Annotated in this window: 22 protein-coding genes; 2 read left to right on the forward strand and 20 right to left on the reverse strand. The window is 62.9% G+C overall.

Annotation, left to right across the window (positions count from 1 at the left end; translation table 11 throughout):
• Positions 1 to 607: 607 nt before the first annotated feature.
• The 14 genes from IQ26_RS14265 to phnG all read right to left on the reverse strand — a co-directional run bounded on the left by IQ26_RS14265 (position 608) and on the right by phnG (position 14,254).
• The gene (locus IQ26_RS14265) at positions 608 to 1,990 is read right to left on the reverse strand and encodes an adenylate/guanylate cyclase domain-containing protein (protein WP_145718218.1); all 1,383 of its coding nucleotides are present in this window, start codon (positions 1,988 to 1,990) and stop codon (positions 608 to 610) included.
• A gap of 636 nt (positions 1,991 to 2,626) precedes the next feature.
• Positions 2,627 to 2,899, reverse strand: coding sequence for a hypothetical protein (locus IQ26_RS14270; RefSeq protein WP_145718220.1), 273 nt, complete (start codon positions 2,897 to 2,899; stop codon positions 2,627 to 2,629).
• A gap of 596 nt (positions 2,900 to 3,495) precedes the next feature.
• Positions 3,496 to 5,043 carry a phosphonate ABC transporter, permease protein PhnE gene (phnE, locus tag IQ26_RS14275; protein WP_145718222.1) on the reverse strand — a complete coding sequence of 516 codons (1,548 nt, stop codon included), beginning with the start codon at positions 5,041 to 5,043 and terminating at the stop codon, positions 3,496 to 3,498.
• Between the two features lie 4 nt (positions 5,044 to 5,047).
• On the reverse strand, positions 5,048 to 6,022 hold the full coding sequence (phnE, locus tag IQ26_RS14280; RefSeq protein WP_145718224.1) for a phosphonate ABC transporter, permease protein PhnE: 975 nt from the start codon (positions 6,020 to 6,022) through the stop codon (positions 5,048 to 5,050).
• Positions 6,023 to 6,093: 71 nt separating this feature from the next.
• Positions 6,094 to 7,002, reverse strand: coding sequence for a phosphonate ABC transporter substrate-binding protein (gene phnD, locus IQ26_RS14285; RefSeq protein ID WP_145718226.1), 909 nt, complete (start codon positions 7,000 to 7,002; stop codon positions 6,094 to 6,096).
• Positions 7,003 to 7,145: 143 nt separating this feature from the next.
• Positions 7,146 to 8,015 carry a phosphonate ABC transporter ATP-binding protein gene (gene phnC, locus IQ26_RS14290; RefSeq protein WP_208760159.1) on the reverse strand — a complete coding sequence of 290 codons (870 nt, stop codon included), beginning with the start codon at positions 8,013 to 8,015 and terminating at the stop codon, positions 7,146 to 7,148.
• Positions 8,016 to 8,247: 232 nt separating this feature from the next.
• Positions 8,248 to 8,730 carry a GNAT family N-acetyltransferase gene (locus tag IQ26_RS14295; RefSeq protein WP_145718472.1) on the reverse strand — a complete coding sequence of 161 codons (483 nt, stop codon included), beginning with the start codon at positions 8,728 to 8,730 and terminating at the stop codon, positions 8,248 to 8,250.
• Positions 8,731 to 8,974: 244 nt separating this feature from the next.
• Positions 8,975 to 9,592, reverse strand: a complete 618-nt coding sequence (locus IQ26_RS14300; protein WP_145718228.1) for a DapH/DapD/GlmU-related protein — start codon at positions 9,590 to 9,592, stop codon at positions 8,975 to 8,977.
• Entirely contained in the window at positions 9,589 to 10,296 is a 708-nt protein-coding gene (gene phnL, locus IQ26_RS14305; protein WP_145718230.1) for a phosphonate C-P lyase system protein PhnL, read from the reverse strand. The genes IQ26_RS14300 and phnL overlap by 4 nt, the downstream gene beginning before the upstream one ends.
• 90 nt (positions 10,297 to 10,386) lie before the next feature.
• Positions 10,387 to 11,163, reverse strand: a complete 777-nt coding sequence (gene phnK, locus IQ26_RS14310; RefSeq protein WP_145718232.1) for a phosphonate C-P lyase system protein PhnK — start codon at positions 11,161 to 11,163, stop codon at positions 10,387 to 10,389.
• A complete protein-coding gene (locus IQ26_RS14315) occupies positions 11,160 to 12,071 on the reverse strand; it encodes an alpha-D-ribose 1-methylphosphonate 5-phosphate C-P-lyase PhnJ (protein ID WP_145718234.1) in 912 nt (303 codons plus the stop codon). Before IQ26_RS14315 ends, phnK begins: the two co-directional genes overlap by 4 nt.
• Positions 12,068 to 13,180, reverse strand: a complete 1,113-nt coding sequence (locus tag IQ26_RS14320; RefSeq protein ID WP_145718236.1) for a carbon-phosphorus lyase complex subunit — start codon at positions 13,178 to 13,180, stop codon at positions 12,068 to 12,070. Before IQ26_RS14320 ends, IQ26_RS14315 begins: the two co-directional genes overlap by 4 nt.
• 1 nt (position 13,181) lies before the next feature.
• Complete coding sequence (phnH, locus tag IQ26_RS14325; protein WP_145718238.1) at positions 13,182 to 13,793, reverse strand: phosphonate C-P lyase system protein PhnH; 612 nt, start codon at positions 13,791 to 13,793, stop codon at positions 13,182 to 13,184.
• The gene (phnG, locus tag IQ26_RS14330; RefSeq protein ID WP_145718240.1) at positions 13,793 to 14,254 is read right to left on the reverse strand and encodes a phosphonate C-P lyase system protein PhnG; all 462 of its coding nucleotides are present in this window, start codon (positions 14,252 to 14,254) and stop codon (positions 13,793 to 13,795) included. The genes phnH and phnG overlap by 1 nt, the downstream gene beginning before the upstream one ends.
• A 120-nt stretch (positions 14,255 to 14,374) precedes the next feature.
• Here phnG and phnF point away from each other — a divergent pair, with 120 nt between their 5' ends.
• The gene (gene phnF / locus IQ26_RS14335; protein ID WP_145718242.1) at positions 14,375 to 15,124 is read left to right on the forward strand and encodes a phosphonate metabolism transcriptional regulator PhnF; all 750 of its coding nucleotides are present in this window, start codon (positions 14,375 to 14,377) and stop codon (positions 15,122 to 15,124) included.
• Between the two features lie 18 nt (positions 15,125 to 15,142).
• On the opposite strand, the gene IQ26_RS14340 is transcribed toward phnF, so the two are convergent.
• The 6 genes from IQ26_RS14340 to IQ26_RS14365 form a co-directional block, all read right to left on the reverse strand.
• Positions 15,143 to 16,159, reverse strand: coding sequence for a zinc-binding alcohol dehydrogenase family protein (locus IQ26_RS14340; RefSeq protein ID WP_145718244.1), 1,017 nt, complete (start codon positions 16,157 to 16,159; stop codon positions 15,143 to 15,145).
• Between the two features lie 68 nt (positions 16,160 to 16,227).
• A complete protein-coding gene (locus tag IQ26_RS14345; protein WP_145718246.1) occupies positions 16,228 to 17,193 on the reverse strand; it encodes an ABC transporter permease in 966 nt (321 codons plus the stop codon).
• Positions 17,190 to 18,743, reverse strand: coding sequence for a sugar ABC transporter ATP-binding protein (locus IQ26_RS14350; RefSeq protein ID WP_145718248.1), 1,554 nt, complete (start codon positions 18,741 to 18,743; stop codon positions 17,190 to 17,192). The genes IQ26_RS14345 and IQ26_RS14350 overlap by 4 nt, the downstream gene beginning before the upstream one ends.
• Before the next feature lie 92 nt (positions 18,744 to 18,835).
• A complete protein-coding gene (locus IQ26_RS14355) occupies positions 18,836 to 19,831 on the reverse strand; it encodes an ABC transporter substrate-binding protein (protein WP_145718250.1) in 996 nt (331 codons plus the stop codon).
• A gap of 355 nt (positions 19,832 to 20,186) precedes the next feature.
• Positions 20,187 to 21,185: an aldo/keto reductase gene (locus tag IQ26_RS14360; RefSeq protein WP_145718252.1), complete on the reverse strand. Its 999-nt coding sequence runs from the start codon at positions 21,183 to 21,185 to the stop codon at positions 20,187 to 20,189.
• Between the two features lie 56 nt (positions 21,186 to 21,241).
• Positions 21,242 to 22,747 (reverse strand): UxaA family hydrolase, encoded by a 1,506-nt coding sequence (locus tag IQ26_RS14365; RefSeq protein WP_145718254.1) that lies wholly within the window; start codon positions 22,745 to 22,747, stop codon positions 21,242 to 21,244.
• Between the two features lie 271 nt (positions 22,748 to 23,018).
• On the opposite strand from IQ26_RS14365, the gene IQ26_RS14370 reads away from it, so the two are divergent.
• Positions 23,019 to 23,921, forward strand: coding sequence for a GntR family transcriptional regulator (locus IQ26_RS14370; RefSeq protein ID WP_145718256.1), 903 nt, complete (start codon positions 23,019 to 23,021; stop codon positions 23,919 to 23,921).
• The last annotated feature ends 77 nt before the right edge of the window (positions 23,922 to 23,998 follow it).

Genomic DNA, 23,998 nt, shown 5'->3' on the forward strand with positions numbered 1-23,998 from the left:
CATGGAATGGTTCCGCCTTCAGCTGCAGGCACTCAGCCTCCGGCGGCGAACCCACGCGCGTCCATGGTGATCATCGGCGCCGACAGGGCCGCGCCCAGCTGCCCACCGTCCCGACAACACCGCGCGGAGGCGCAACGAAGCGGTCTGTCCGCATTCACCCCAGAGCTTCCCGACGGCGGTCGCGCAATCGCCGACATCTGCCGAAATCCGAAATCCCCATAGCCATCGCCTGGGGCCCGCGGGTTCCTTCCTCGGGGACTTTCGTACGCCTGCCGGCGCCCGAAACTCTTCACGGCAGCGGACTGACAGTTTTCGGCCGTCGAAATGGGGAAGCGGACGTACGCTGCGCTCAAAGGGTGGTCTCGATGTGACCCAAACGCGACCTTCCGGAGCGGAATTCTTTTCTTGAAAACCGACATTGGCCGGAACCAGCGGTCGTGACCCAAACGCGACCTTCCGGAGCGGAATTCTTTTCTTGAAAACCGACATTGGCCGGAACCAGCGGTCGTGACCCGATCCGGACAATTGTAATAGGTTCCGCGAAGGTCAGCTTCGGTGAAAAGGCAACATGGGACCGCGACGGAAAAACTGAAATATTGGACCGTTTTCACTCGAGCCCGATCCACACAAAGCCGTCCTGCTTTCGGCAGGGATACACGATCAGCTTTGCGCGGTTTTTCGAAATGTCACCAGCGAATTCATAGCCTGGCGCAGTACCATCCTGCTGCAGCCGCGCCCACCCCCTGATTTCGCCAGTAGACAGGTCGAAACAACTCTGATGCCAGCGGCAGACCAAGCCAAGATCTGCGGTGATCGTGCTCTCCGTGTGTGGGAGCTTCAGCTTTTCGGCCTGAGCGGAACTTCGGCGCTCGTAGAGCGGCAGATGAAGATGCGGGCAGGCATTGTTGAAGGCGCAATAGCTATCGGATCCGCGAACGACGACGATGTCGTAATCTTCAAAATCGAGAATCCGGCGTTCGTGGGGTTCAAGCTCGCCTTCGGCAAAAGCGCGAATCCACCTCCTGCCGCCCTGACGGATGGTTTCGCGAGGCCGTCTGGCATTCAGTTCGGCGTCAATTTCGGGCTTCAGCCTGACGATCTCGAACAGGCTTGTGCGCTCGCCGGTACCGCGAAGGCGTACCCTGACGAAGTCGCCGATTTCCACCTTGTCGGCGATCTGGTCGCGGAGGGCCTCGGATATCAGCAATCGCGTACCGGCATCTTTATTGGCGGCCTCGACCCGGCTGGCCAGATTTACAACGTCGCCGATGGCCGTGAGACGTTCGTGTCCAGCAAAACCCAATGTGCCGATGACGGCTTCGCCATAGTTGAGGCCGATACGAATATCGAAATCGATGCCATACATCGAGGCAAAGAACGGCTTCAGACGATCGACTGTGGCGAGGGTCTGAAGTGCGGCGTTCACGGCGCGGAGCGGAGCGTCGGGCTGGTCGTCGATGCCGAATATTGCCATGAGCCCATCGCCGATCAGTTTGTCGATGAAACCGCCATTCTGCTCGATGATGTCGCCGACCTGGGCGAAGTAGCGATTGAGCAGATACATCACGTCGTAGGGGGAAAGCCGCTCCGACAGCGCTGTGAAATCTACAATGTCGCTGAAGAAGACCGCAACATGCCTTGCTTCGCCGCAACGCGTCGCGGCAGAAGCGCCAAGTTGGCTGGTGATCATCATGTCGGTTTCGTCTAGCACCAGGCGTCGGACGCGAAGCTCGCCTTCCGGCCTGAGCTGACAGGCCAGCCGAACCTCATCGGCCAATCTCAACCGGTTGGCCATCAGGGTTTCGTCCGGATTCCGGTCCGGGCAAGCCTCAATGCCGTCGAGAACCCAAACGCGGCATGTCGAGCATTTCGCCCTGCCGCCGCATGCGTGGGCAAATGGCACGCCCGATCTGAGAGCCGCCTCAAGCAAGGTCTCATCTGCGGCCACGTCGAAATCCACTCTGTCGGGTAAAGCGGTTACTTTGGTCATATCACCGAACACAGGTCCGTCGCGTTAACTGGCTTGCCAGTGTAGCACCAATCGGCTCAGGCAATAGAATCGTGCAAAATTCGGGCACCGACGAAGCCGAAATGGTTTCGTTGCGGGGACCGGACCATAAGACCGCTTGCATCGGCAGCGACCGCTTGCTGAGCGGACAACGAGGGTTCATCACGGCGCGGATCGTGTTGGTGACCTCGCAGAGCAGAATCGGGCTTAGTCCAGATGCGACAACCAGGCAGCAGCGATGTGCGCCCGCAATCAGCGCGCGAAGCGGACCATCTCGCTCTAATCGTCGAACTTCCGTCAATGGCGCGTCCAGCTAGTTCAAACACATGAGCCGGAGCAAGCCCGAAATGAGCATCGAACGACTGGCTGGGGTGGCAAGCGGAAGTCCAGCGTGAACGCGCGGAATAGTTGCTTTGCGGACTTGAGCCGGCATTAGGTTGCGCAAGCTGTAGCGGCTGACCTTGGCGCGACCGAGACCAACGTCGGCGCTCACGCGCAGGGCCCGCTCTTGAAGCCAGTGGCCAGCGGGCTCTACGCCAATAATGGGCGCTTTCCAGAATGACCGGAACCGCACCGCAATCGCTGACCAAACCCTTCTAATCTTGGCCAGCGGAGCAATCACCCTTGCGATTCGACCAGGATCACCAAAGACTCTGGCACCACTCCATCGAAGGCCATCGCATCCGCGGCTTCCTTGCTCTGCATAGCTTTCATCATGGCGTCCATGTCCGGAACGTCCATAAGAACGGCCACCCGAGTCGGATTTTGTGGATCTACAAATGTTCGTATGTTGGTCACGCCGAGCGGACCAAAAAGCTCTTTGCGCTTCGGCGAGTCGAGCCAGTGCTTCGCTCCCTTTGTGATGTTATGGTGGCCAATGACTGTCGGCATTGCATCCTCCCTATCGTGACGGCGAAGGCCGGCATCAACCAAGAGTGCCAAGATCCATCGCCGTTGAGCCACGGAGCGCCGCTTTGGTTGGACTGTCAATTATTTCGTTAAGGGCGCGCGGAAGAACGATTCGGAGAGGGCGTTTCTTCCGGACGGTTCGACCTCAATGAACCAGGATCGCGGTCACGCGGCTGTGGCTATTGACATGTGACAAGCGCAAACAGCCGGACAACAACTGCATGGACTCGCGTGGCAGATATCGGGATCCGGCGCTGGGGTCGGAAAGGGCAGTTGCGGGCGTAGGGCTGCCTGTCATGACCCGGCGGGCCAAGGTCGTCTTCGGGTCGACTGCGGTCGCACAGCGAAGGTCCGTTTCGGAGAAGCGGCTGGAATGTCAAGAAATGGCGCGACCACGACCTCCAGCGTGGTCAACCGCAATGTCTGCTTCGGGGCGGAGGCAAAGGCGCCTGGAACGGCCGACATGGGTCGCAAAGCAGTCGTGCACGTTGCAGCAGAGGTAAGTCGGCTTCGGGCCGGTTCTTGCCGTCCACCGGTACCAAGTGTCAGACTTTCACCACTAGGACCGAGCCTCCCTCTCAGGCGATCTGAGCCGCCGGCGGCAGGCGAGCGCGCCGCTCGTCGTTGCCGTTTGCGATGGTCCCCATCAGTTTGCGGCGCAGGTAGCTGGAGATGTTGTCGAAGATAAAGACGACAAGCAGGATCAGCAGAACCATGTAGAAAACATTGGCCCAGTTGGTGTTAGTGCGCATGGCCTCCCACAATTTCAGGCCGATGCCGCCGGCGCCGACTGCGCCTATGATCGTCGCTGAGCGCGTGTTCGATTCCCAGAAATAGAGGGATTGGCTGAGGAATACCGGCAGAACCTGGGGAAGCACGCCGTAACGCTGCACCATTGCGGGCGTTGCGCCGACCGAGCGGATGCCCTCGCGCTGCTTGTCGTCGATATTTTCCAGCGCCTCGGAATAGAGTTTGCCCAGGGTTCCGGTGTCGGTGAAGAAGATCGCCGACATGCCGGCCAACGGCCCCGGACCGAAGCCGCGGGTGAAGAACAGCGCCCAGATCAGCATGTCGACCGACCGCTGGAAATCGAAGAAGCGCTTCGTTACCTGGTTGGCTATCCGGCTCGGCGTGACGTTGCGCGCAGCCAGGAAGGCGAGCGGAAAGGCGACGATCGAGGCCAGCACCGTGCCGACAAAAGCCATGACGATGGTTTGCAGGAGTTTCAGCCAGACGTCGCCATGCTGCCACTCGGCGTTGTTGAGAACGTTGTCCCAGGCGAGCGCCGCGTTTGACCGCGACGAGTCGATGCGTGCCCCGGAGACGATCAGCGAGGCGGCCTCACTGATCGGCTTTCCCCAGAATGGCGAATTCGTGTCGAACACGAAATTGGCCCAGCCGAAGAAACGTCTCCAGGCGATCACTTCGTCATCTTGCACCTCGGCGCGACCGAGAAATCCGAACGAGACATAGGCGGTCGAGCCCGGCCTGCGTTGCTCGATCCAGGCAGGCAGCGGTGTGCGCGGCGTGACAGAACTGTCCCTGGCTATGTCGAAGATGACGCTTTCGTCGCCGCGCGTCACGGTGACAAGGTTTGGCGTGATGGCGATCCGGCCATTGCCGAGGACGACGTCCGCCGCCACGACGGCCTTTTCACGCACCGTTTCAGGCGCGGCCGGAACCGGTTGCCCTGGCGCGGCGGCCGGGTTCTCGGCGGTTGGCGCGCCAGGTGCCATGAACGAATCCTGCGACGACTTGTTGGTCGCGATCGCCGGTGTTGGTGCTGCGTCGACCCGCCGCTCGATCACGGCCATCTGCTTGGTTACCCAGTCGGGATCTGGATTGGATCCCAGTTTGGAGAAGCGGGAGTAGTCGATCGTCAGATAATTGTCCTTGAACTCGATGTCGGGCCGGATTTCGTAGGACACCCAGTCGGCGAGATAGGCGCCGGCAAGGTTCCAGTTCGCCTTTTCGAGAACGGCGCCGACCGAGAAAAACCACGCGCAGTAGAAAGTGTAGAGAATGCACAGAAGAACACCGAGCGGGGTGGCGTAGCGCTTCCACAGGGAGCGCCGGAACGCGTCCGGATGGCGGGCGGCGATATCGTCGATGGCGTCGGCGTTCATTGCGTTATTCTCCGCGCCCGTATGCGAACGCCTGTCTGCCGACCAGACGGTGTCTCAGCCACGCCGAAAACTGGTCGACGGCGACAATCGTGCAGAACAGCAGAAAGACGATGGCAATGGTCTTGGCCTCATGGCCGCGGCCGATCGAAAGGCGCAGGGTTTCGCCGATGCCGCCGGCGCCGACGGCGCCGAGAATGGTCGAAGCGCGCACATTGATCTCGAAGCGAAGCAGGAAATAGCTCATGAAGTTGGGCAAAACCTGGGGCACGATGCCGAACCACACCCGCTCGACCCAGTTGGCGCCAACGGCACGCAAACCTTCTTCAGGCTTCATGTCGGCATTCTCGACCACTTCGAAGAACATTTTTCCGAGCGCGCCGACGGTATGAATGCTGACCGCGAGGATCGCCGGAATGGGTCCAAGCGAGAAGATCGCCAGAAAGAAGCCGGCAATGACAATTTCGGGAAAGGCGCGGACGATTTCAAGGAAGCGGCGCGTGGCGAAACGGAGCCAGCGGCTGGCCGTGATATTGCCTGCGGCCAAGAAGCAGAGCAGGAAACCGAATGTGGAGCCCACGAGCGTCGAAAACAGGGCGATGTTCAGCGTCTCGATCATCCGGTGGAAATACTCCGGAATGTAGATGCCTTGGGTCAGGTAGACCCGGCCTTCGGGGTAGTCGAACTTGAGGCTGCCATCGTCGTAGGGAGACGGCAGGTCGAACAGCGCGCGCACCGGGTCGAGCCAGTCGCGCGGCTTCAACTCGGCGAAAAAGTCGGCGACGTGGGGAAGGCGGTCGAAGAACTTTCCGGCGTTGGTCTCGTTGGCGAACCAGAGCGAGCTGGAGAGCGCGAGAAGCAGGAAAACCAGGCCTCCGATCGTGTAAAGGCGCCGGCGAGCGGCGAGGTCGCGCCAGTGCCGCTCGACCGTGGCTCCCTCAGGCGAAAGCGCAGGCGCGCGGTGAACGTCGGTCGCACTCATCGATAGATCCCCGGCCCTGATGCGGCAACGCCGCCGGTGGCACATGGCCCCGGCGGCGTCGGGCAGTTTGCTTACGAGCCGATCTTCGCCTTACGCGCGTCGATGATCGGCTGATAAAATTCCGGGGTAACCGGCGAGTAGCCCTTGTAATCGCCGCCTTGTATCGCCGAGAAACAGGCCGGATCGGTTTCCGGAAGCTTGGTCAGGAAATCGGTGATCTTCTGCTTGGCGCCGGCGTCGATCGACGTACGCACGACCAACGGGCCGTTCGGGATCAGCGGCGATTGCCACAGTTCGACAAGGTCATCCATCTTGAGGACACCCTTGTCGACCATCTTGCGCAGATTGCCCGAGCTGTAGCCGTCCTTGAAGTCGCCGACGCCGGAGGCCCAGGTGGTGCCGGCATCGAACGTGCCCTTCAGAACCTCAAGGACAAGCTGTTCATGGCCGCCGCCGAAACCGGTCGACGCGAAGTAGCTCTTCACATCCGTGCCGATGTCCTTGGGCAGCGACGTGACCGGGATCAGGTAACCAGACGTCGAATCGGGATCGGCGAAACCGAGTTTCTTGCCCTTCATGTCGGCGAGCGTCTTGATGCCGGAATCGGCACGGGCGACCATGACCGCACGGTAGCCGGTCGAACCGTCGGTCTGGATCGTCGTCAGGATCGGCTGAACCGCATCCTTGTTCTCGAGATAAACCTTGGCGTAGGCGGAAGCGCCCAGTTCGGCAAAGTCGAGCGTGCCGCCGAGCAGGCCCTGGATGACGCCGTCGTAATCAGCGGCCGGGAACAGCGAAACCTTCTCGACGCCGAGGACGTCCTTGATGTGATCGGAGAAGCACTGGTAGTTGCGCAGGCGGTCGGCTTCGTTCTCGCCGCCCAGAATGCCGACTCGGAATTCCTTCAGGTCCTGTGCCTGGACCGCGCCTACCGCCGTGGCGAGGATGGAAACGGCACCGAAAAGTATCTTTTTGAACATTTCGTCTCTCCTGTTGGTTCCGGCATCGCGCCGGCAGCGTTCGAAATTTTGACAGCGCCCTTGACGCGGGCTAGCGATCCAGGCGCTCTTTTGGTTGTCCATGATCTTTCGTATACCGGTATCCACTTGGTGGGATCATGGAGCTAGTAGCCAGGGAATGCGGGCTCGAGCAGTCCGGCGGATGCAGCGATTTTTGGCTTGATGGTGACGCTGGTCGAGGTGATGGCCTCGGAGATTTCGCCGCCATTGCTGTCGGCACCATAGACCATGCGCACGGCCTCGCGATTGAGGTCTTCGGGAGGGCCGTCGAACACGACCTTGCCGGCGGCCATGCCGATGATGCGGTTGCAATAGGTGCGCGCGGTATCCAGCGTGTGCAGATTGGTGACGACGGTGAGGCCCTCGCGCAGATTGATGTCCTGCAGCGAATCCATCACCACCTTGGCGTTGAGCGGGTCGAGCGAGGCGATCGGCTCGTCGGCGAGGATCACCTTCGGCTTCTGCATCATGGCGCGGGCAATCGCGACGCGCTGCTGCTGGCCGCCCGATAAGGTGCCGGCCGGCTGCAGCGCCGTGCGGGCGATGTCGAGACGCTCGAGTGCCGCGATCGCCTCGGCCCGTTCCTCGCGGGAGAAGACGCCGAGCAGATTGACAAGGGTCGAACGGTGATTGAGACGGCCGAGCAGCACATTGGTTAGGACGTCGAGGCGCGGCACAAGGTTGAACTGCTGAAAGATCATGGCGCAATCGCGCTGCCAGCGCCGGAGCGGCGAGCCGCGCAACCGCGAGACTTCAGCCCCGTCAAAAAAAATCGACCCTTGGCTCGGATCGATGAGGCGGTTGATCATGCGCAAAAGCGTCGACTTGCCGGCGCCGGAACGGCCGATGATGCCGACCATCTGACCGTGCGGGATCGAGATATCGACATTGCTGACGGCGGTGTTCTTGCCAAACCGGCGGGTAATGCCGCGGATCTCAAGCGTGGCTGAGGTTGCCGGCAGGGGGGCTGACATAGGCAAATTCCAGTCCAGTCGCGTTTGAAGGCCTGTTAACCCTCGCTAGCGCAGCCGCATGAACCTGCGGTGTCGGATTGATGTCAGTTTTGTTACCGCCCACAGGTGCGCAGCGTCATGCCGGCCTTAGGTTTTTGAGTCATGTCAGGGATAAGAAACGGGCTTGCTCGGCGACGACAATGTCACGCGGTGGCGATCGCTCGGGCCGGCGACGCGAGCGGTTGTGGGACGCCTATAACATCCGATGCATGACCAAGGCATCGACGAAACCGAGTCGGGGATGTTCAAACGCTTTGGGGATTGTTCCGACAATGTCGAAACCAAGCCTGCGCCAAAGGTTTACCGCGCGCTCGTTGGTGCTGATGACGAGATTGAACTGCATGGCCCGATAGCCCTGTTCGGCAGCCCTTTGCAGGGAGTGCTCACACATTGCGGTGGCCACACCGCGGCCGCTCGAGGCGGCGGAGGTGATATATCCGCAATTGGCGACATGCGCGCCGCCGCCACGCTGATTGGCGTGGAGATAGTAGCAGCCGATCACATCGCCGCCGTCATCGGCCACAAACACCTCGTGACCGTCGGAAAACCAGTACTCCAGCGCCTGCCTGCGGTTCCACTCGCGGGGCAGCGCATAGGTTTCGCCAGCCCGCAGAACGGGTTCGAGAATGGACCAGATTGCATCTGTGTCGGCCGGGGCGGCGGGACGAATGGTCAGCACGGTCAAGATATCTTGTAAGAGATGGGCACCGATCAAGGCCAACCAGTGGCTATGATGATGCCAAGAACGATCAGAACGACAAAGGCAGACACAATTCTTGGCTCCACGCGAGGGGTCGGTGAAGCCGGGTTGTCCTTCCGCAAGGATTGCATGAAACCCTCAAACATCCCTTATATTAGCATCTGCGTATCTGCGTGAACACCACGCAGTTTCCCAGCCGCGTCCGAGAACCGCATTGGCGCTACCCGCCGTGTTTCTCCAGGAACGCTTCCGCCGAAAGCGCGCGAAAATCGTCGAGCGCGGCGCGCAGGCGGGCATGGTCCCAATCCCACCAGGCAAGTGCCTGATATCGCTCGGCCGTGCGGCGGTCGAAGCGTTGGCGGATCGGCTTCGCCGGCACGCCGCCGACGATGGTGTAGGGCGCGACGTCCTTCGACACCACCGCGCCGGCGCCGACCGCCGCGCCATCGCCGATGGTGACGCCGGGCAGGATTGTCGAGCCGTGACCAAGCCAGGTGTCGTGGCCGATGGTGACGCGCTTGGCGCGGCGCTGGGCAAAGAATTCGCTCTCGTGCTCGGCGTCGTCCCAATAGTCCGAAGCGCGATAGGTGAAATGGTGCAGCGCCGGCCGCCAGGTCGGATGGTTGGTGGCGTTGATGCGTACATTGGCGGCGATGTTGGCGAACTTGCCGATCGCCGCGCACCAGACGCCGCAGTCCTGCATCATGTAGGAATAGTCGCCCAGCGTGCTTTCCGAAACCCGGCAGCGTTCGGCGATCTCGGTCCAGCGGCCGAGCGTCGAGCCCTCGACTTCCGCCGTCTCGTGGACCAGCGGCGCCTCCGACAGTTTTCTGGTCATGCGGCGATTTTCCCGGCGGCGAAGGCGGTCACGTCGATGACGCGGTCGGCCACCGCCTCGCGCACGTCGTGATCGTGGAAGATGCCGAGCAGGGCGACGCCGGCCGCCTTCTTGGCCGCGATCAGCGCAATCACCACGTCGCGGTTCCTGGCATCGAGCGAAGCGGTCGGCTCGTCGAGCAGCAGGATCGGATGCTCGGTGATGAAGCCGCGTGCGATGTTGACGCGCTGCTGCTCGCCGCCGGAAAACGTCGCCGGCGGCAGCGCCCAGAGTTTTTCCGGCAGGTTGAGCTGAGCCAGCAAGCCGCGTGCCTTGCCGCGCGCAACCGCACGGTCCTCGCCGCGTTCGACCAGCGGTTCGGCGACGACATCCAGCGCCGTGACGCGCGGCACGGTGCGCAGGAACTGGCTGACATAACCGATCGTGAGCCGGCGCACGGCAAGCACTTTGCGTGGGCTGGCCGTCGCGAGATCGATGAGCCCGTCCTCATGCTGGACGATGATCTGGCCTTCATCGACGGCATAGTTGCCGTAGAGCATCTTCAGGATCGAGCTCTTGCCGGCGCCGGACGGGCCACCGAGCACGGTGCATTCGCCGGCCCTTAGCGAGAACGACACGCCGGCGACGACAGGTAATTTGATGCCGTCGCGCAGATGCATGGTGAAGCTCTTGGCGACGTCGGAGACAACGAGAGGGGTTGCCATGGTCAGAGTCCTTTGTGTTGCCGCATGATCTGATCCGAAAACCGGCTTCCACTTTTCGCTGTCGCGGACCTTTGGTTCGGGATCATGCGGCTAGACCTGCAGAATGGAAGAGACAAGAAGCTGGGTGTAGGGCGCGCGCGGATCGTCGAGCACGCGGTCGGTGAGGCCGCTTTCGACGACGCGGCCGTCCTTCATCACCATCATGCGCTGCGATAGCAGACGCGCCACCGCAAGGTCGTGGGTGACGACGATGGCCGCCAGGCAGAGATCGGTGACCAGCCCGCGCAGCAAATCGAGCAGGCGCGCCTGCACCGAGACGTCGAGGCCGCCGGTCGGCTCGTCCATGAACACCAGCCGCGGCCCGGTGACGAGGTTGCGGGCGATCTGCAGGCGCTGGCGCATGCCGCCGGAAAAGGCGCGCGGTTCGTCGTCGATGCGATCCTCGTCGATCTCGACACGCGACAGCCAATCGACCGCCGTGGCCCGGATTTTCCCATAGTGGCGGTCGCCGACCGCCATCAGCCGCTCGCCGACATTGGCGCCGGCCGACACCGTCATGCGCAAGCCGTCAGCGGGGTTCTGATGGACGAAACCCCAGTCGGTGCGCATCAGGAAGCGGCGCTCGGCCTCGCTCATGCGGTAGAGCTCGCGGAACTGGCCGTCCCGCATGCGGTAGCTGGCGGTACCGGAGCTCGGCAGCAGCCGGGTCGACAGGCAGTTGAGCAGCGTCGTCTTGCCGGAACCGGACTCACCGACCACCGCCAGCACCTCGCCCGGCCACAGGTCGAAGGTGACGTTCTCGCAGCCAACGCGCGAGCCATAGAATTTGGACAGCGCCGAGACACGCAGCAGCGGTTCGTCGGTCATTGCGTCGGCTCCATTTTTTCTGGGGCAAGATGGGTTTCAGGCGCAAGGTGGCCGCGATGGCCTTCTTCGCGCCGCTTCTCGCAATGGTCGGTGTCGGAGCAGACGAACATGTGGCCGCCATGGTCGTCGAGGATAACCTCGTCGAGATAGACGTTCTCGGCCGCGCACAGCGCGCAGGGCTGATCGAAGGTCTGCACCTCGAACGGATGGTCCTCGAAGTCGAGGCTGACCACCTCGGTGAAGGGCGGCAGCGCATAGATGCGCTTTTCGCGACCGGCGCCGAAAAGCTGCAAAGCCGGCGAACGGTGCATCTTCGGATTGTCGAATTTCGGCGTCGGCGACGGGTCCATCACATAGCGGCCCTCGACCTTGACCGGATAGGCGTAGGTGGTGGCGATGCGGCCGTGCCTGGCGATGTCCTCGTAGAGCTTCACATGCATGAGGCCGTATTCCTCCAGTGCATGCATCTTGCGCGTTTCGGTCTCGCGCGGCTCGAGGAAGCGCAGCGGTTCGGGGATCGGCACCTGATAGACCAGCACCTGGCCCGCGCCCAGCGGATGCTCGGGGATGCGGTGGCGGGTCTGGATGATGGTCGCCTTCGCCGTCTGCGTGGTGACGGCGACATTGGCGACCTTCTTGAAGAAGGCGCGGATCGAGACGGCATTGGTGGTGTCGTCGGCGCCCTGGTCGATGACTTTCAGCACGTCGTCCGGGCCGATGATCGAAGCGGTGACCTGGACGCCACCGGTGCCCCAGCCATAGGGCATCGGCATTTCGCGTGAGGCGAACGGCACCTGATAGCCGGGAATGGCGATGCCCTTGAGGATCGCCCGGCGGATCATCCGCTTGGTCTGCTCGTCGAGATAGGCGAAGTTGTAAGTGGCGATGTCGGTCGGTTGTGCGGTCATTCCGCGGCCTCCCTTTTCTCTTCGGCCTTGCCAGCGTTTTCGCGGGCGTCGTGCTCGGCGCGCATGCGGCGCACCAGGTCGAGCTCGGCCTGGAAGTCGACATAGTGCGGCAGCTTCAGATGCTCGACGAAGCCGGTCGCCTGGACGTTGTCGGAATGCGAGATGACGAACTCCTCGTCTTGGGCCGCGGCAACAACGTCTTCGCCGAATTCCGAGGCGCGCAGCGCCCGGTCGCACAGCGCCATGGCCATCGCCTTGCGCTCGCTCTGGCCGAAGACGAGGCCGTAGCCGCGGGTGAATTGCGGCGGCGCCTTGGCCGAGCCCTTGAACTGGTTGACCATCTGGCACTCGGTGACACGCACGCAGCCGAGCGGGACAGTGAAGGGCAGTTCCGGCACGTCGAGTTCCAACTCGACCTCGCCGATGCGAACCTCGCCGACAAACGGATGGTTGCGGGCATAGCCGCGCTGCGTGGAGTAGCCCAGCGCCAGCAGAAAACCCTCGTCGCCGCGCGATAGCGCCTGCAGGCGGATGTCGCGCGCCATCGGGAATTCCAGCGGCTCGCGGGTGATGTCGCCGGGGACATGGTCCTGCGGCATCTCGCCATCAGGCTCGATCAGGCCTTCGCGGGCGAGGATCGCGGAGACGCGCGGCATGGCCTCCGCCTCACCGGGGCGCTGCAGCGGCTCAGCGACGTCGCCGCCCGCGGCGAGTTCGGGATCGAGCAGCCGGTGGGTGTAGTCGAAGGTCGGGCCGAGGAGCTGGCCGCCGGGCAGATCCTTGTAGGTCGCCGACACGCGCCGCTCGACCAGCATCGCGCCGGTGTCGATGGCATTGGTATAGCCGAAGCGCGGCAGCGTCGTGCGATAGGCGCGAACCAGGAAGATCGCCTCGATCATGTCGCCGCGCGCCTGGACGATCGCGAGTGCCGCCAATTCACGGTCGTAGAGCGAGCCTTCGCTCATCACGCGGTCGACGCCGAGCGCCAGTTGCTCGACGATCTGGTCGAGGCGAAGCGCCGGCACCGAGCGGTCGCCGCGCCGGCGGTCGGCGAGCAGGGCGTGGGCGTTGGCAATGGCCGCTTCGCCGCCTTTTACCGCGACATACATATCACGCCTCCATCGTCTTGATGCGCGTCGTGCGCGGCAGGCAAGTAACGCCGTCGGGGGTGGCGAGGACGATGTCGACGCCACGCGGAAAGCGCTGGTTGTTCTGCTTCCACTGTTCGACGAAATGGCGCGGCATCTGCGCCGGCGCGATTGTCGCGGTTCTTTCGATGCCGGGACCTTCGAGCAGCAGAGGGGCACCTGAAACAAGATCGCCGACTTGCAGGATCAGCGTCGTCGAGCGGTCGGGATAGTCCTGGGTGCCTTGTGAAAAGCCGTCGAGCGCCATCATTTCGGCAGGTGCTGCGATCAGCGCGAAATGCGCGTCGGCCGGCGTGTTGGCCAGTGGCGCGCCGGTGTGGAAGCCAAGCCAGGATTTCACCGCTGCTGGAGCCTGCAAAACCGGGTCGAGCCAGAGCGGCGTGTCGTTGTCGCACAGCGCCAGCGCGATGGCGCCTGCGGTGGCCGACAGCGGCGTTGGCGGGCGGGCAAAGACCGGCAGGGGCTGCAGGGTGCCCGGCCGCGCCATCGCGTCCATCACGGCGCGGAACACCGTCTGCGCGTCGAACACCGGATCGGCGAAGCCGCCCTCGATCGCTTGGGTTGCGATATCCATCAGTCTTCTCCGCGTACCATGGTGAAGAAATCGACCTTCGTTGCCGCCGTCTCGGCGCGCCGCCGTTCACGTGCGCTGGCTTGTGTCGCCTGAAGGGGCGCGATGATTTTGGTCTCGACCTCGTCACGATGGTTAGGATCCTGCCAGAGCGCGTCGGCGATTGCCGCCAGCCTTGCCTTCTGCTTGTCGCGGCCGAGCGCGTAGCAGTGGCCGACCTGCCCGGATGCCAGCCGGACGGTCGCGCGGGTGACCGTCGCCTCGCCGACGTTGAACGGCGCGCCGCCGCCGCCGATACGGCCACGCACGGTGACCAGGCCGGTTTCGGGTCCGCGCAGGAGTTCCGCTTCCGAAGGCAGGCCGGCTTCATTCCAGAGGCGGACGATGTCGTCGCCGGTCGATTGCGCCAGCGTCGCCATGACGGCCTTGCGCTCAGCCTGATCGCGCGCTTCCTGTCCTCTCATGGCCCTTCCTTCTTGCTGAAAATTTGTCTATTGATTTAGACAATTATACAAATTACACCTATTCCCTAATGCGAGTCCATGACGGATGCATGACAGGGACGAAAAGTTCGGGGGCAACGAATGATCGGGCGGCAGATGGCCAGCAGCCTGGAGCGGCGCACCGGCGTCTCGCTGTGGCGGCAGATCACCGACCAGATACTGCATTCGATCGCCGTCGGCGAGTTTGCCGAGAATGCCGCGCTGCCGCCGGAAGTCGCACTGGCAGAGCGCTATGGCGTCAACCGTCACACGGTGCGCAGCGCCATCGCAGCCCTTGTGCAGGATGGCGTGCTCAGGGCCGAGCAAGGGCGCGGCACTTTCATACTGTCGCGCAAGCGCCTGTCCTATCCGATAGGTTCTCGCACGCGTTTTTCGGAAGGCCTGCAGGGGCAAGCGTTAGAGCGCCGCAGCGTGCTGCTCGTATCGGTGGTCGAGCCGGCCAGCCGGCGCGTTGCCGAAGGGCTGGGGCTTGCCAAAGGTTCGAATGTGATACGCTTGGAGACACGCGGCGAAGCCGACGGGCAGCCGGTGTCGCGCGCCACCAGCTGGTTCGACGCGGGACGCTTCGCAGGCATCGATGCCGCCATGGCCGAAACCGGATCGGTCACCGCCTCGCTCGAGCGCTTCGGCATCGGTGACTATCTCAGGCAATCGACCGTGCTGTCGGCGCGCCATGCGGATGCCGCCGATCTCGCCGATCTCGATCTGCAGCCCGGCGCCATCGTTCTGGTCACGGTCGCCGTCAATGTCACGCCGGACGGACAGCCGATCCAGTTCGCCGAAACGCGGTTTCCGGCTGAGCGGGTCGAACTCAAATTGTCGGCGCTTTAAGATAATCGCTGATAGGTCTCATCCGACCTGGATGACGGCCTTGATCAGGCCGGATTTCTCATGCGCCCAGCGGGCGAGGTCGCGCGGTGTGTCGCCAAGCGTCGAGCGATGGGTGACGAGCTTTGCCAGTGGTACAGCACCGTCGCGGATCGAGGCAGCGACATGGTCGAAATCTGCACGCAGCGCGTTGCGGCTGCCTACAAGCGTCATTTCGCGCTTGTGGAATTCGGGGTCGGAAAAGACGATGTCGTCCTTGACGACGCTGACCAGGACAAGCGTCCCGCCATGCGCGACATGGGCGAAGGCCGACTGGACGGACTGGGTGTTGCCGGTGGCGTCGAAGACCACGTCGAAACCTTCGCCGCCGGTCGCCTCCCGCACCAGGTCGGTTGCTGCCGCCCGTGAACCGTCAAGGGTCGCAAAGCCGAGTTCGCTTGCGGCGAAACCGAGCCTCTCGGCGCTCATGTCGAGCAGCGTCGTGTCGAGACCGGCGATGCGGGCAAACAGCGCCGTGCCGAGGCCGATCGGTCCGGCGCCGATGACCACCGTGCGCGCGCCGGGATCAGCCAGCGCGCGCCGTACTGCATGCGCCCCGATCGCCAGGAACTCGACGGCGGCGGCATCCGCCAACGACAGGCCGTTGGCCGGATAGAGATTTTGCGCCGGCACCAGGATCCGTTCACACATGGCGCCGTCGCGATGGACGCCGAGCACTTCGATCCTGACGCAGCAATTCGGCTTGCCTTGCCGGCAGGCGATGCATCTGCCGCAGGCGAGATAGGGGTTGATGATCACCGGTTCGCTGACGGCCAGATCGACGCCGTCGCCGGCCTCGATCACAGTGCCGGAAACCTCGTGGCCCATGATGCGCGGATAGGCGAGGAACGGATGCTTGCCCTCGAAGATATGATAGTCGGTGCCGCAGATGCCGACATGGCTGACCGCAACCAGCGCCCAGCCGGGCGGTGGTGCGCCCGGCACCGGGCGGTCTTCCAGAACAAGATCGCCGGGCGAGCGGCAGACGACGGCTTTCATGCTTCGATCCAGTCGGTTCATGGCACCGCCAGCCCCGCTAGCGCCGGGCCGGCGGTTGTTAAGATGGTCTACTTGCCGCGGCGGCGCAGGCCGTCGAAATAGACGATGACGATAATCAGCACGCCGGTGATGATGCGTTGCCAGAAGGCGTTGACGTTGAGCAGATTGGCGCCATTGTTGATGGTGGCGAGGATGAAGGCGCCGAGCAGCGGTCCGTGCACGGAGCCGACGGCGCCGAACAGCGAGGTGCCGCCGATCACGGACGAGGCGATCGCCTGCAACTCCCAGCCCTCGGCCTGCGTCGGATTGCCGATGCCGATGCGCGACGCGAGCAGCACACCGACGAAAGCCGCGCACAGGCCTGACAGCGTATAGGCCATGTAGATAGTGCGCTGGACATTGACGCCGGAAAGTCGCGAAGCCTCGGCATTGGAGCCGACCGAGAACAGATAACGGCCCCAGCGGCTGTGATGCAGGAAGACATAGGCCGGGATACCGACGAGGATCACCATCCAGAACAGGTTGGGGATGCCGAGGAAGGAGCTACGCGAGAAAAGCTGGAAGGCATCGTTGTTGATCGAAATCGAGTTGCCGTTGGTCATCAAAAGGCCGATGCCGCGCAAGGATGTCAGCGTCGCCAGCGTGATGATGAAGGGCGGCAGGCCCATCTTGACGATGCCGAAGCCGTGGAACAGGCCGATGGCGACACCGACCAGCAAGGTGATCAGGATGGCGAGGATAACCGGCACCCCGGCATTGATCAGCATCGCCGCGATGACGGTTGCGAAGCCAACGACGGCGCCGACGGAAAGGTCGATGCCACCGGTGATGATGACGAAGGTCTGGCCGACCGCCAGGATCGCGATCATCGAACCTTGCCGCAACAAGTTCGAGATGTTGTTGGTGGAGGCGAAGCTCGGCGTCGCCACCGATAGGATGACCCACAACAGCACCAGCAGCGCCAGCAGCGTCAACCCGAACAGGGCGTTGTAGTTCCGCTTCGGTTTTTCGGCAGCAATCGCCTCGGTGCTCATATCTGTCCTCCCAGCTTTTCTTGTTTTTCGGCGAGCGCCTGTGTGAGAATTTCCTCATGATCGGCGGTGTGGAAACCATGAGTGGCCACCAGTTTGCCGCGCCGGAACACATGCAGCGTGTCGGCCAGTTCATAGACCTCGGGCAGATAGGACGAGATCAGGATGATGCCGGCGCCCTTGGACAACAGTTCGCCGAACAGGCGGTAGATCTCGGCCTTGGTGCCGACATCGACGCCAACCGTCGGCTCGTCGAAAATGAACAGCCTGGCGCCGTGCGCCAGCCATTTGCCGATGACGATCTTCTGCTGGTTGCCGCCGGACAGACTGGAGGCGAGCGCGTTGCGCGTCGGCGTCTTGATCCTGAGATTGGCGATCTGGCGATCCGCCTCGGTCTTCTCCTGTGCGCTGGAGATCAGCAGATTGCTGGAAATGCGCTTGTAGATCGGCAGATTGAGATTGAGGCCGACCGGCAGGTTGAGGCAGAGGCCCTGATCGCGGCGGCTTTCCGGCGCCAGCGCCATGCCGAGCCTGATAGCGTCATGCTCCGAGTTGATCTGAACCTCCTTGCCCTCCCAGAGGATCTGGCCGGCCGACTTGCGATGACGGCCGTAGAGCGTGGTGACGAACTCGCTGCGCCCGGCACCGATCAGGCCGTAGAGGCCGACGATTTCGCCGGCACGAGCCGTCATCGAGACATTTTCGAAGCCCTTGCCGGAGAGATTTCTGGCTTCGAGGAGCGTCGCACCCGGGGTAAAATGCTCCTTGTGATAGACTTGCTCGATCGAGCGGTTGATCATCATCTTGACCAGCTCGGCGTCGTTGGTCTCGGCGATGTTCCTGGTGCCGACAAGCGTGCCGTCGCGCAGCACCGAGACGCGGTCGGCGAGCTCGAACACCTCTTCCATGCGGTGGCTGATGTAGATGATGGTGACGCCTTCGCCCTTCAGCCGGCGGATCAGCGTGAACAGCTGGTCGGCTTCCTTCCGGGTGAGATAGGCGGTCGGTTCGTCGAAGATCAGGAACTTGGTGCCGCGCACGGTGGCGCGGGCGGCGGCGATCAGCTGCTGCTGGCCTATGGTCAGGTCACCCAGCACGACATGCGCCGGCAGATCGAAGCCGAGATCGTCGATGATCTTCTGCGCTTCCCTGACCATGGCCCGCTGCTGCAAGATGCCGAAGCGGGAATCCTCCTCGCCGAGGAACATGTTGGCCGCAACAGTGAGATGGCGGCACAGAACGACCTCCTGATGCACGGCATTGATGCCGAGCGCCATCGCCTCATGCGGCGTCGCCAGTGCTGCCGGCTTGCCCTCCCAGATGACGTCGCCGGATGTGCGCGGCATGACGCCGGTCAGAAGCTTGATCAGCGTGGATTTGCCGGCGCCGTTCTCGCCGACGATGGCGTGGATTTCACCGGACTTGAAGGCGAGGCTCACCGGCTTCAACGCGTGCGTGCCGGGGTACTGCTTTTCCAGCCCTTTGAGTTCGAGGATCGTCCTGCCCGGCTCCAGCGTTGGGGCTGGATGCAGTTCCTGCGCCGTCGACGTCATGACAATCCTCCCAGATTGGCCTCACCATTGGCACTTGGTTGGAGTGTCTCCGGAGCAGGAAGGCCCCGGAAACAATGTACCTATGCCGATGCTCAGTCGAGCTTCGGATTGAGCAGCGCGTCGATCTTCGGATCCTTCATATTGGCCTTGGTGACGAGGTTGGCACCGGTGTCGACATTGGCCTCGACCTTCTCGCCCTTCGAGGCGGCGAGCGCCGTCTTGATGCCGTCATAGCCCATCCGGTACGGATCCTGGACGACGAGAGCCGAAATGACGCCGTCGTTGAGGAACTTGATCAGCTTCTCGTCGCTGTCGAAGCCGACGAGTCCGACCTTGCCGGCCAGGCTGTTCTCGGCGATCGCCTGACCGACGCCCTGCGCCATGATCAGGTTGGAGGCGAAGATGCCCTTGAGGTTCGGATTGGCGGTGATCAGGTCGGTCGCGATGTTGAGGCCGGTTGTGGCCTGGCCGTCGGCATATTTGTCGGCAATGAGCTTGAGGCCTGGATATTTGGCGGCCAGCTGCTCCTTGAAGCCCTGGGCGCGCTGTTCGAGCGAACCGGCACCCGGAAGTGCGGTGATCAGGGCGACGTCGCCCTCGACTTTGCCGCCGTTGGCCTCGCCGATGGCTGCCGCCAGGCCGTCGGCGGCGACGCGACCGCCCTGGATGTTGTCGGTGGTCAGGAATGAGGTGAAGGCTTTGGAGTCGGCACCGGAGTCGATGCCGATGATCTTGACCTTGGTGGCAGCCTCGTCGATCGGCTTGCCGAGCGCCTTGGCTTCGGTCGGCGCGATGACGACCGCGGCCGGATTGCCGGCGACGGCGTTCTCGAGGATCGAGATCTGGCCGTTGACGTCCGTCTCGGCCTGGGCGCCGAGCTCCGGCACGTCGACGCCGAGGTCCTTGCCGGCCTTACGGGCGCCGGCCAGAACGATCTGCCAGTAGAATGAGGTGGTGTCCTTGACGATGATCGGGATGGTCGCGTCCGCCGCCGAAACCGGCGCCGAATGCATCACGCCGGCAAGCATCGAGGCCGCTGCGAGGGCCGCGAAGGCGCGGCGGTTGAGAATGCTGGTCACGAATTTCATTAGGTTTCCTCCCTGAGTCGCCCGGTGAACGTTACGGTAGCTCCATTCGGATAGGCGCTGCCCAAACAGAACTTTATCAATAAAAAACATTTACTGCATTTTGATAGTGCATAGGTTGGGTCGACGCAAGCGGTGTTTCGCATTGGTCTCCATATGGCTAGACCGGAAGGAAGCCTCCTTGCCGATCCACGTTGCCACGTTCAAATGCTTCCGATCCTGGCCTGAGGGGTATGGAATATTAATTCCAACTTTCAGTCAATATGGAACATTCGTTCTTTTTGGATTGTGCGATTTATGCCTCCAGACCACATCGTCGACGTTTAGTCAGCCTGAGAACAGAGAAGGCTGAAGCGCATCAGCCGAGCTGCTGAACGATCATGTAAGAATCGTATTTGGCGAAGTCGGTTTCCGGCACCTGGACGCCGAGCAGTTCAAGGTTACGCGTCAGGTTGGCGGGCTTGGCCGTGCCTGTCAGCACGGAGGCTACCACCGGCTCGTGCAACGGAAACTGGAACGCCGCCGCCGCAAGCGGATAGCCGCCCTCGGCGGCGATTTTTTCCATCGCTCCGACGCGGCCGAGAATGTCCGCGGTGGCCGGCCGATAATCGAAATGGGCGCCCGGCTCCGGGCCTGTCGCCAGGATGCCGGAATTGAAGACGCCGCCGATGATCAGCGAGGTCTGGCGTTGTCGACAAAGCGGCAGCAGTTCGGCTTCGGCGGTGCGGTCGAGCAGCGAGTAGCGGCTGGCCAGCAGGATGCAGTCGAGCGGCGCTCGATGCACCACATCGAGGCAGATCTGCACCTCGTTGACGCCAAGGCCATAGGCGGAAATGACCCTGGACGACTTCAACTCTTCCAGCGCCTTCAGCCCGCCATCCATAAATTGGCGGAAATGCTGCTTCGTCTTCTCGACGCCATGCGTGTAGACGCCGATGTCGTGGACGAACAGGATGTCGATCCGATTGAGGCCAAGCCGCGCATAGCTGAACTCGACCGAGCGCATGATGCCGTCGTAGGAATAGTCGTAATCGAGCGCGAAGGGCAGCGGGTCGACATAGGAGTGATCGGGAACCTGGTCTTCCGGCACTGGCCGGAATAGGCGCCCGACCTTGGTGGACAGCACGTAGGAGTCCCGCGGCTTGTCGCGCAGGAAATCGCCGAAGCGGCGTTCCGAGAGGCCGAAGCCGTAGAAGGGCGCCGTATCGAAATAGCGCAGGCCGGCTTCCCAGGCGACCTGCAGCGTCTCCATCGCCGCCTCGCGCGGGCAAGCTCGGTAGAGGCCGCCGATCGCCGCGCCGCCGAAGCTGACCTCGGTTATTTCCAGCGCGGTGCTGCCGACACAGCGTTTCTTCATGCAAAACCTCCCACCGGCCATTTGCCTGGCCCGCCTTAAGTCAGTTAGTGGCTGGTCTAGAGGGTCGCTCCAAGGTGCCAGGGCACGAACTCGTTGTCGCCGTAGCCGAACGCCTCGCTCTTGGTCTTGCGGCCGGAAGCCGTCTCGACGATCAGTTCGAAGATCTCGCGGCCCATGCCGGCGATGGTCTTTTCCCCCGAGGCGATGACGCCGCAATTCACGTCCATGTCCTCTTCCATCTGATGATACATGGTCGAGTTGGTGGCGACCTTGATCGACGGCGTCGGCCTGCAGCCGAAGCAGGAGCCGCGGCCGGTGGTGAAGACGATGACGTTGGCGCCGCCGGCAACCTGGCCGGTGGCGGAGACCGGGTCGTAGCCGGGTGTGTCCATGAACACCAGCCCGTGCCCGGTGACCTTCTCGGCATAGCCGAAGACGCCGTTGAGCGGCGTCTGTCCGCCCTTGGCGACCGCGCCAAGCGACTTTTCCAGGATGGTGGTCAGGCCGCCGCGCTTGTTGCCGGGCGACGGATTGTTGTCGATGGAGGCGCCGTGCTTGGCGACATGGTCTTCCCACCACTTCACGTAGCCGTCGAGCTTGGCGGCGATCTCCGGGGTCGCCGCGCGATAGGCGAGCAGATGCTCGGCGCCGTAGATTTCCGTCGTCTCGGAGAGGATGCCGATGCCGCCGACGCCGGCCAGGATGTCGACGGCGGCGCCCAACGCCGGATTGGCGGTGATGCCGGACATGCCGTCGGAGCCGCCGCATTGCAGGCCGACAACGATCTCGCTGACCGGGATCGGCTCACGCTCAAGCTTGCCGACCTCCTCGGCGATCTCGGCCAGCACCAGCATCGCCTTCTCGACCGATTTGCGCGAGCCGCCGGCTTCCTGGATGTTGAAGTGACGTTTTCCCGCGGCGACGCCCTTCTGGCCGTAGAGGGTAAGCTGGTTGACCTCGCAGCCGAGCCCGACCATCAGCACGCCGCCGAAATTCGGATGGCGGGCATAGCCGGCAAGCGTGCGGTGCAGCACCATCATGCCGTCGCCGGTTGCGCTCATGCCGCAGCCCTGGCCGTGAACGATGGGAACGAAGCCGTCGATGCCGGGATATTTGGGCAGAAGCGTGCGGTTCGCCTCGTCGGCGATGGCATGGCAAACGGTGGCCGAGCAATTGACGCTGGCGAGAATGCCGATGAAGTTGCGCGTGCCGGCGCGGCCGTCGGCGCGACGGTAGCCCATGAAGGTGCGGGCGCGGTCGGCCTCGGTCGCGTGCACGGCCTCGCTCGGCGGCACCACCGGCAAACGCCCGGATTCAAAGACCAGATTGTGCGAATGAACATGTTCGCCGGGCGCGATGTCCTGCGTGGCACGACCGATCGCCTGCGCGTATTTGACCACGGCCTCGCCGGCAGGGATCGGCTTGATCGCCACCTTGTGGCCGGGTTCGATGAGCGCGGTGGCAACGGCGCCGCCCGGCAGCATCGTGCCGATCTCGATGCGGCCATTGGCGACCGCGACATTGTCGGCGGGAGACAGAAGAATGCTGTTTGCGGCGTTCACGGGCAGTTTCCTGGGTGTTTCCTGGGATGCGCGAGCGGATTGACACGCGGCAGTTAAGCTATAATGTCTTTTATCGTGAAAAAACATTTTTGCGTCAATTGTTTTTTCATGACGACGCCGCGCGTTCTTGCGGATGCGCTGAGGACCGGACACTGGAACCAGGCCTGACTGCGAAAAGCGATTCCGCTTCTTGGGGGCATGCGCTAGGAGCATCTGTCATATCGCGCTTCAGGCCGGCCGCCGCAAGCGCCGGCGCGCAACGGGGCAGGGGATGTCGAAGAGCAATAACGTCTACAAGGACGCCTACAATCGCGGTCTGCGGCTGCTCGACGAAACGAAGAGCCTACCGTCGGAGCCCGAGCTGGGCGCGCTGCTCGGCGTCAGCCGCACGACCATCCGTAGCATCCTTGCGCGCATGGAAGAGACGGGGCTGATTGCCTGGAACAAGCGCAGCAAGACGGTTTTGCGCGCGCCGCGGTCGGACGATTTCTTCCCTGAGGAAGAGACCGACACGCTGTCGCAGATCATCGAGCGCTCCTTCATGCGGCGACTGCTCGCCGGCGGCGCCGAGCCCGGCATGCAGATCAACGAACTCGAGCTGGCGCGCGAGATCGGCGTCGGCACCACCAGCGTGCGCGAATTCCTGATCCGCTTTTCCCGCTTCGGGCTGATCGAGAAACGCCGCAACAGCCATTGGGTGCTGAAAGGTTTTACCCGCGCCTTCGCGCTCGAATTGACTGAAATCCGCGAGATGTTCGAATTGCGCTCGGCCGCCGCCTTCGCCGCCCTGCCGCAAGACAGCCCGGTCTGGGCCGACCTCGATCTCCTGGAAGACGAGCATCGCGTGCTGGCGCGCGAGATCGCCACGCGCTTCAACGAATTCTCGGAGCTCGACGAGCGCTTTCACCGGCTGATCCACCGCGCGTCGCACAACCGCTTCATCGTCGATTTCTACGACGTCATCGCGATGATCTTCCATTACCACTACCAGTGGAACAAGGCACAGGAGCGCGAGCGCAACGAAGTGGCGGTTGGGGAACACCTGGCTTACATAGCCGCGCTCAAGTCGCGGGATCTCGGCAAGGTCGACGCGGCCTGCCGCAAGCATCTGAAGTCGGCGCGCCACACGCTGTTGACCTCCATCCCCGATCGCGCCGCGTTGCCGCAGCAGTGATTTGACGATTTTCCGCTTGCTTGCCTCGTGCTAGGTAGCTGACGTTGCTGCGTGAAGAGGCAGGGTTTTGAACATCC

This window comes from Mesorhizobium tianshanense, from assembly GCF_007830515.1.
Classification (GTDB): Bacteria; Pseudomonadota; Alphaproteobacteria; order Rhizobiales; family Rhizobiaceae; genus Mesorhizobium; species Mesorhizobium tianshanense.

Excerpts from the sequence above, each read along its gene's own strand:
- IQ26_RS14265 (WP_145718218.1), bottom strand. The coding sequence starts at position 1,990 with ATGACCAAAGTAACCGCTTTACCCGACAGAGTGGATTTCGACGTGGCC.
- phnE (WP_145718224.1), bottom strand. The coding sequence starts at position 6,022 with ATGAGTGCGACCGACGTTCACCGCGCGCCTGCGCTTTCGCCTGAGGGA.
- phnF (WP_145718242.1), top strand. The coding sequence starts at position 14,375 with ATGATCGGGCGGCAGATGGCCAGCAGCCTGGAGCGGCGCACCGGCGTC.
- phnC (WP_208760159.1), bottom strand. The coding sequence starts at position 8,015 with ATGTCAGCCCCCCTGCCGGCAACCTCAGCCACGCTTGAGATCCGCGGC.
- IQ26_RS14370 (WP_145718256.1), top strand. The coding sequence starts at position 23,019 with ATGTCGAAGAGCAATAACGTCTACAAGGACGCCTACAATCGCGGTCTG.
- IQ26_RS14315 (WP_145718234.1), bottom strand. The coding sequence starts at position 12,071 with ATGACCGCACAACCGACCGACATCGCCACTTACAACTTCGCCTATCTC.
- phnK (WP_145718232.1), bottom strand. The coding sequence starts at position 11,163 with ATGACCGACGAACCGCTGCTGCGTGTCTCGGCGCTGTCCAAATTCTAT.
- IQ26_RS14340 (WP_145718244.1), bottom strand. The coding sequence starts at position 16,159 with ATGAAAGCCGTCGTCTGCCGCTCGCCCGGCGATCTTGTTCTGGAAGAC.
- phnL (WP_145718230.1), bottom strand. The coding sequence starts at position 10,296 with ATGGCAACCCCTCTCGTTGTCTCCGACGTCGCCAAGAGCTTCACCATG.
- phnE (WP_145718222.1), bottom strand. The coding sequence starts at position 5,043 with ATGAACGCCGACGCCATCGACGATATCGCCGCCCGCCATCCGGACGCG.
- phnG (WP_145718240.1), bottom strand. The coding sequence starts at position 14,254 with ATGAGAGGACAGGAAGCGCGCGATCAGGCTGAGCGCAAGGCCGTCATG.
- IQ26_RS14355 (WP_145718250.1), bottom strand. The coding sequence starts at position 19,831 with ATGAAATTCGTGACCAGCATTCTCAACCGCCGCGCCTTCGCGGCCCTC.
- IQ26_RS14345 (WP_145718246.1), bottom strand. The coding sequence starts at position 17,193 with ATGAGCACCGAGGCGATTGCTGCCGAAAAACCGAAGCGGAACTACAAC.
- phnD (WP_145718226.1), bottom strand. The coding sequence starts at position 7,002 with ATGTTCAAAAAGATACTTTTCGGTGCCGTTTCCATCCTCGCCACGGCG.
- IQ26_RS14350 (WP_145718248.1), bottom strand. The coding sequence starts at position 18,743 with ATGACGTCGACGGCGCAGGAACTGCATCCAGCCCCAACGCTGGAGCCG.
- IQ26_RS14320 (WP_145718236.1), bottom strand. The coding sequence starts at position 13,180 with ATGTATGTCGCGGTAAAAGGCGGCGAAGCGGCCATTGCCAACGCCCAC.
- IQ26_RS14270 (WP_145718220.1), bottom strand. The coding sequence starts at position 2,899 with ATGCCGACAGTCATTGGCCACCATAACATCACAAAGGGAGCGAAGCAC.
- IQ26_RS14300 (WP_145718228.1), bottom strand. The coding sequence starts at position 9,592 with ATGACCAGAAAACTGTCGGAGGCGCCGCTGGTCCACGAGACGGCGGAA.
- IQ26_RS14360 (WP_145718252.1), bottom strand. The coding sequence starts at position 21,185 with ATGAAGAAACGCTGTGTCGGCAGCACCGCGCTGGAAATAACCGAGGTC.
- phnH (WP_145718238.1), bottom strand. The coding sequence starts at position 13,793 with ATGGATATCGCAACCCAAGCGATCGAGGGCGGCTTCGCCGATCCGGTG.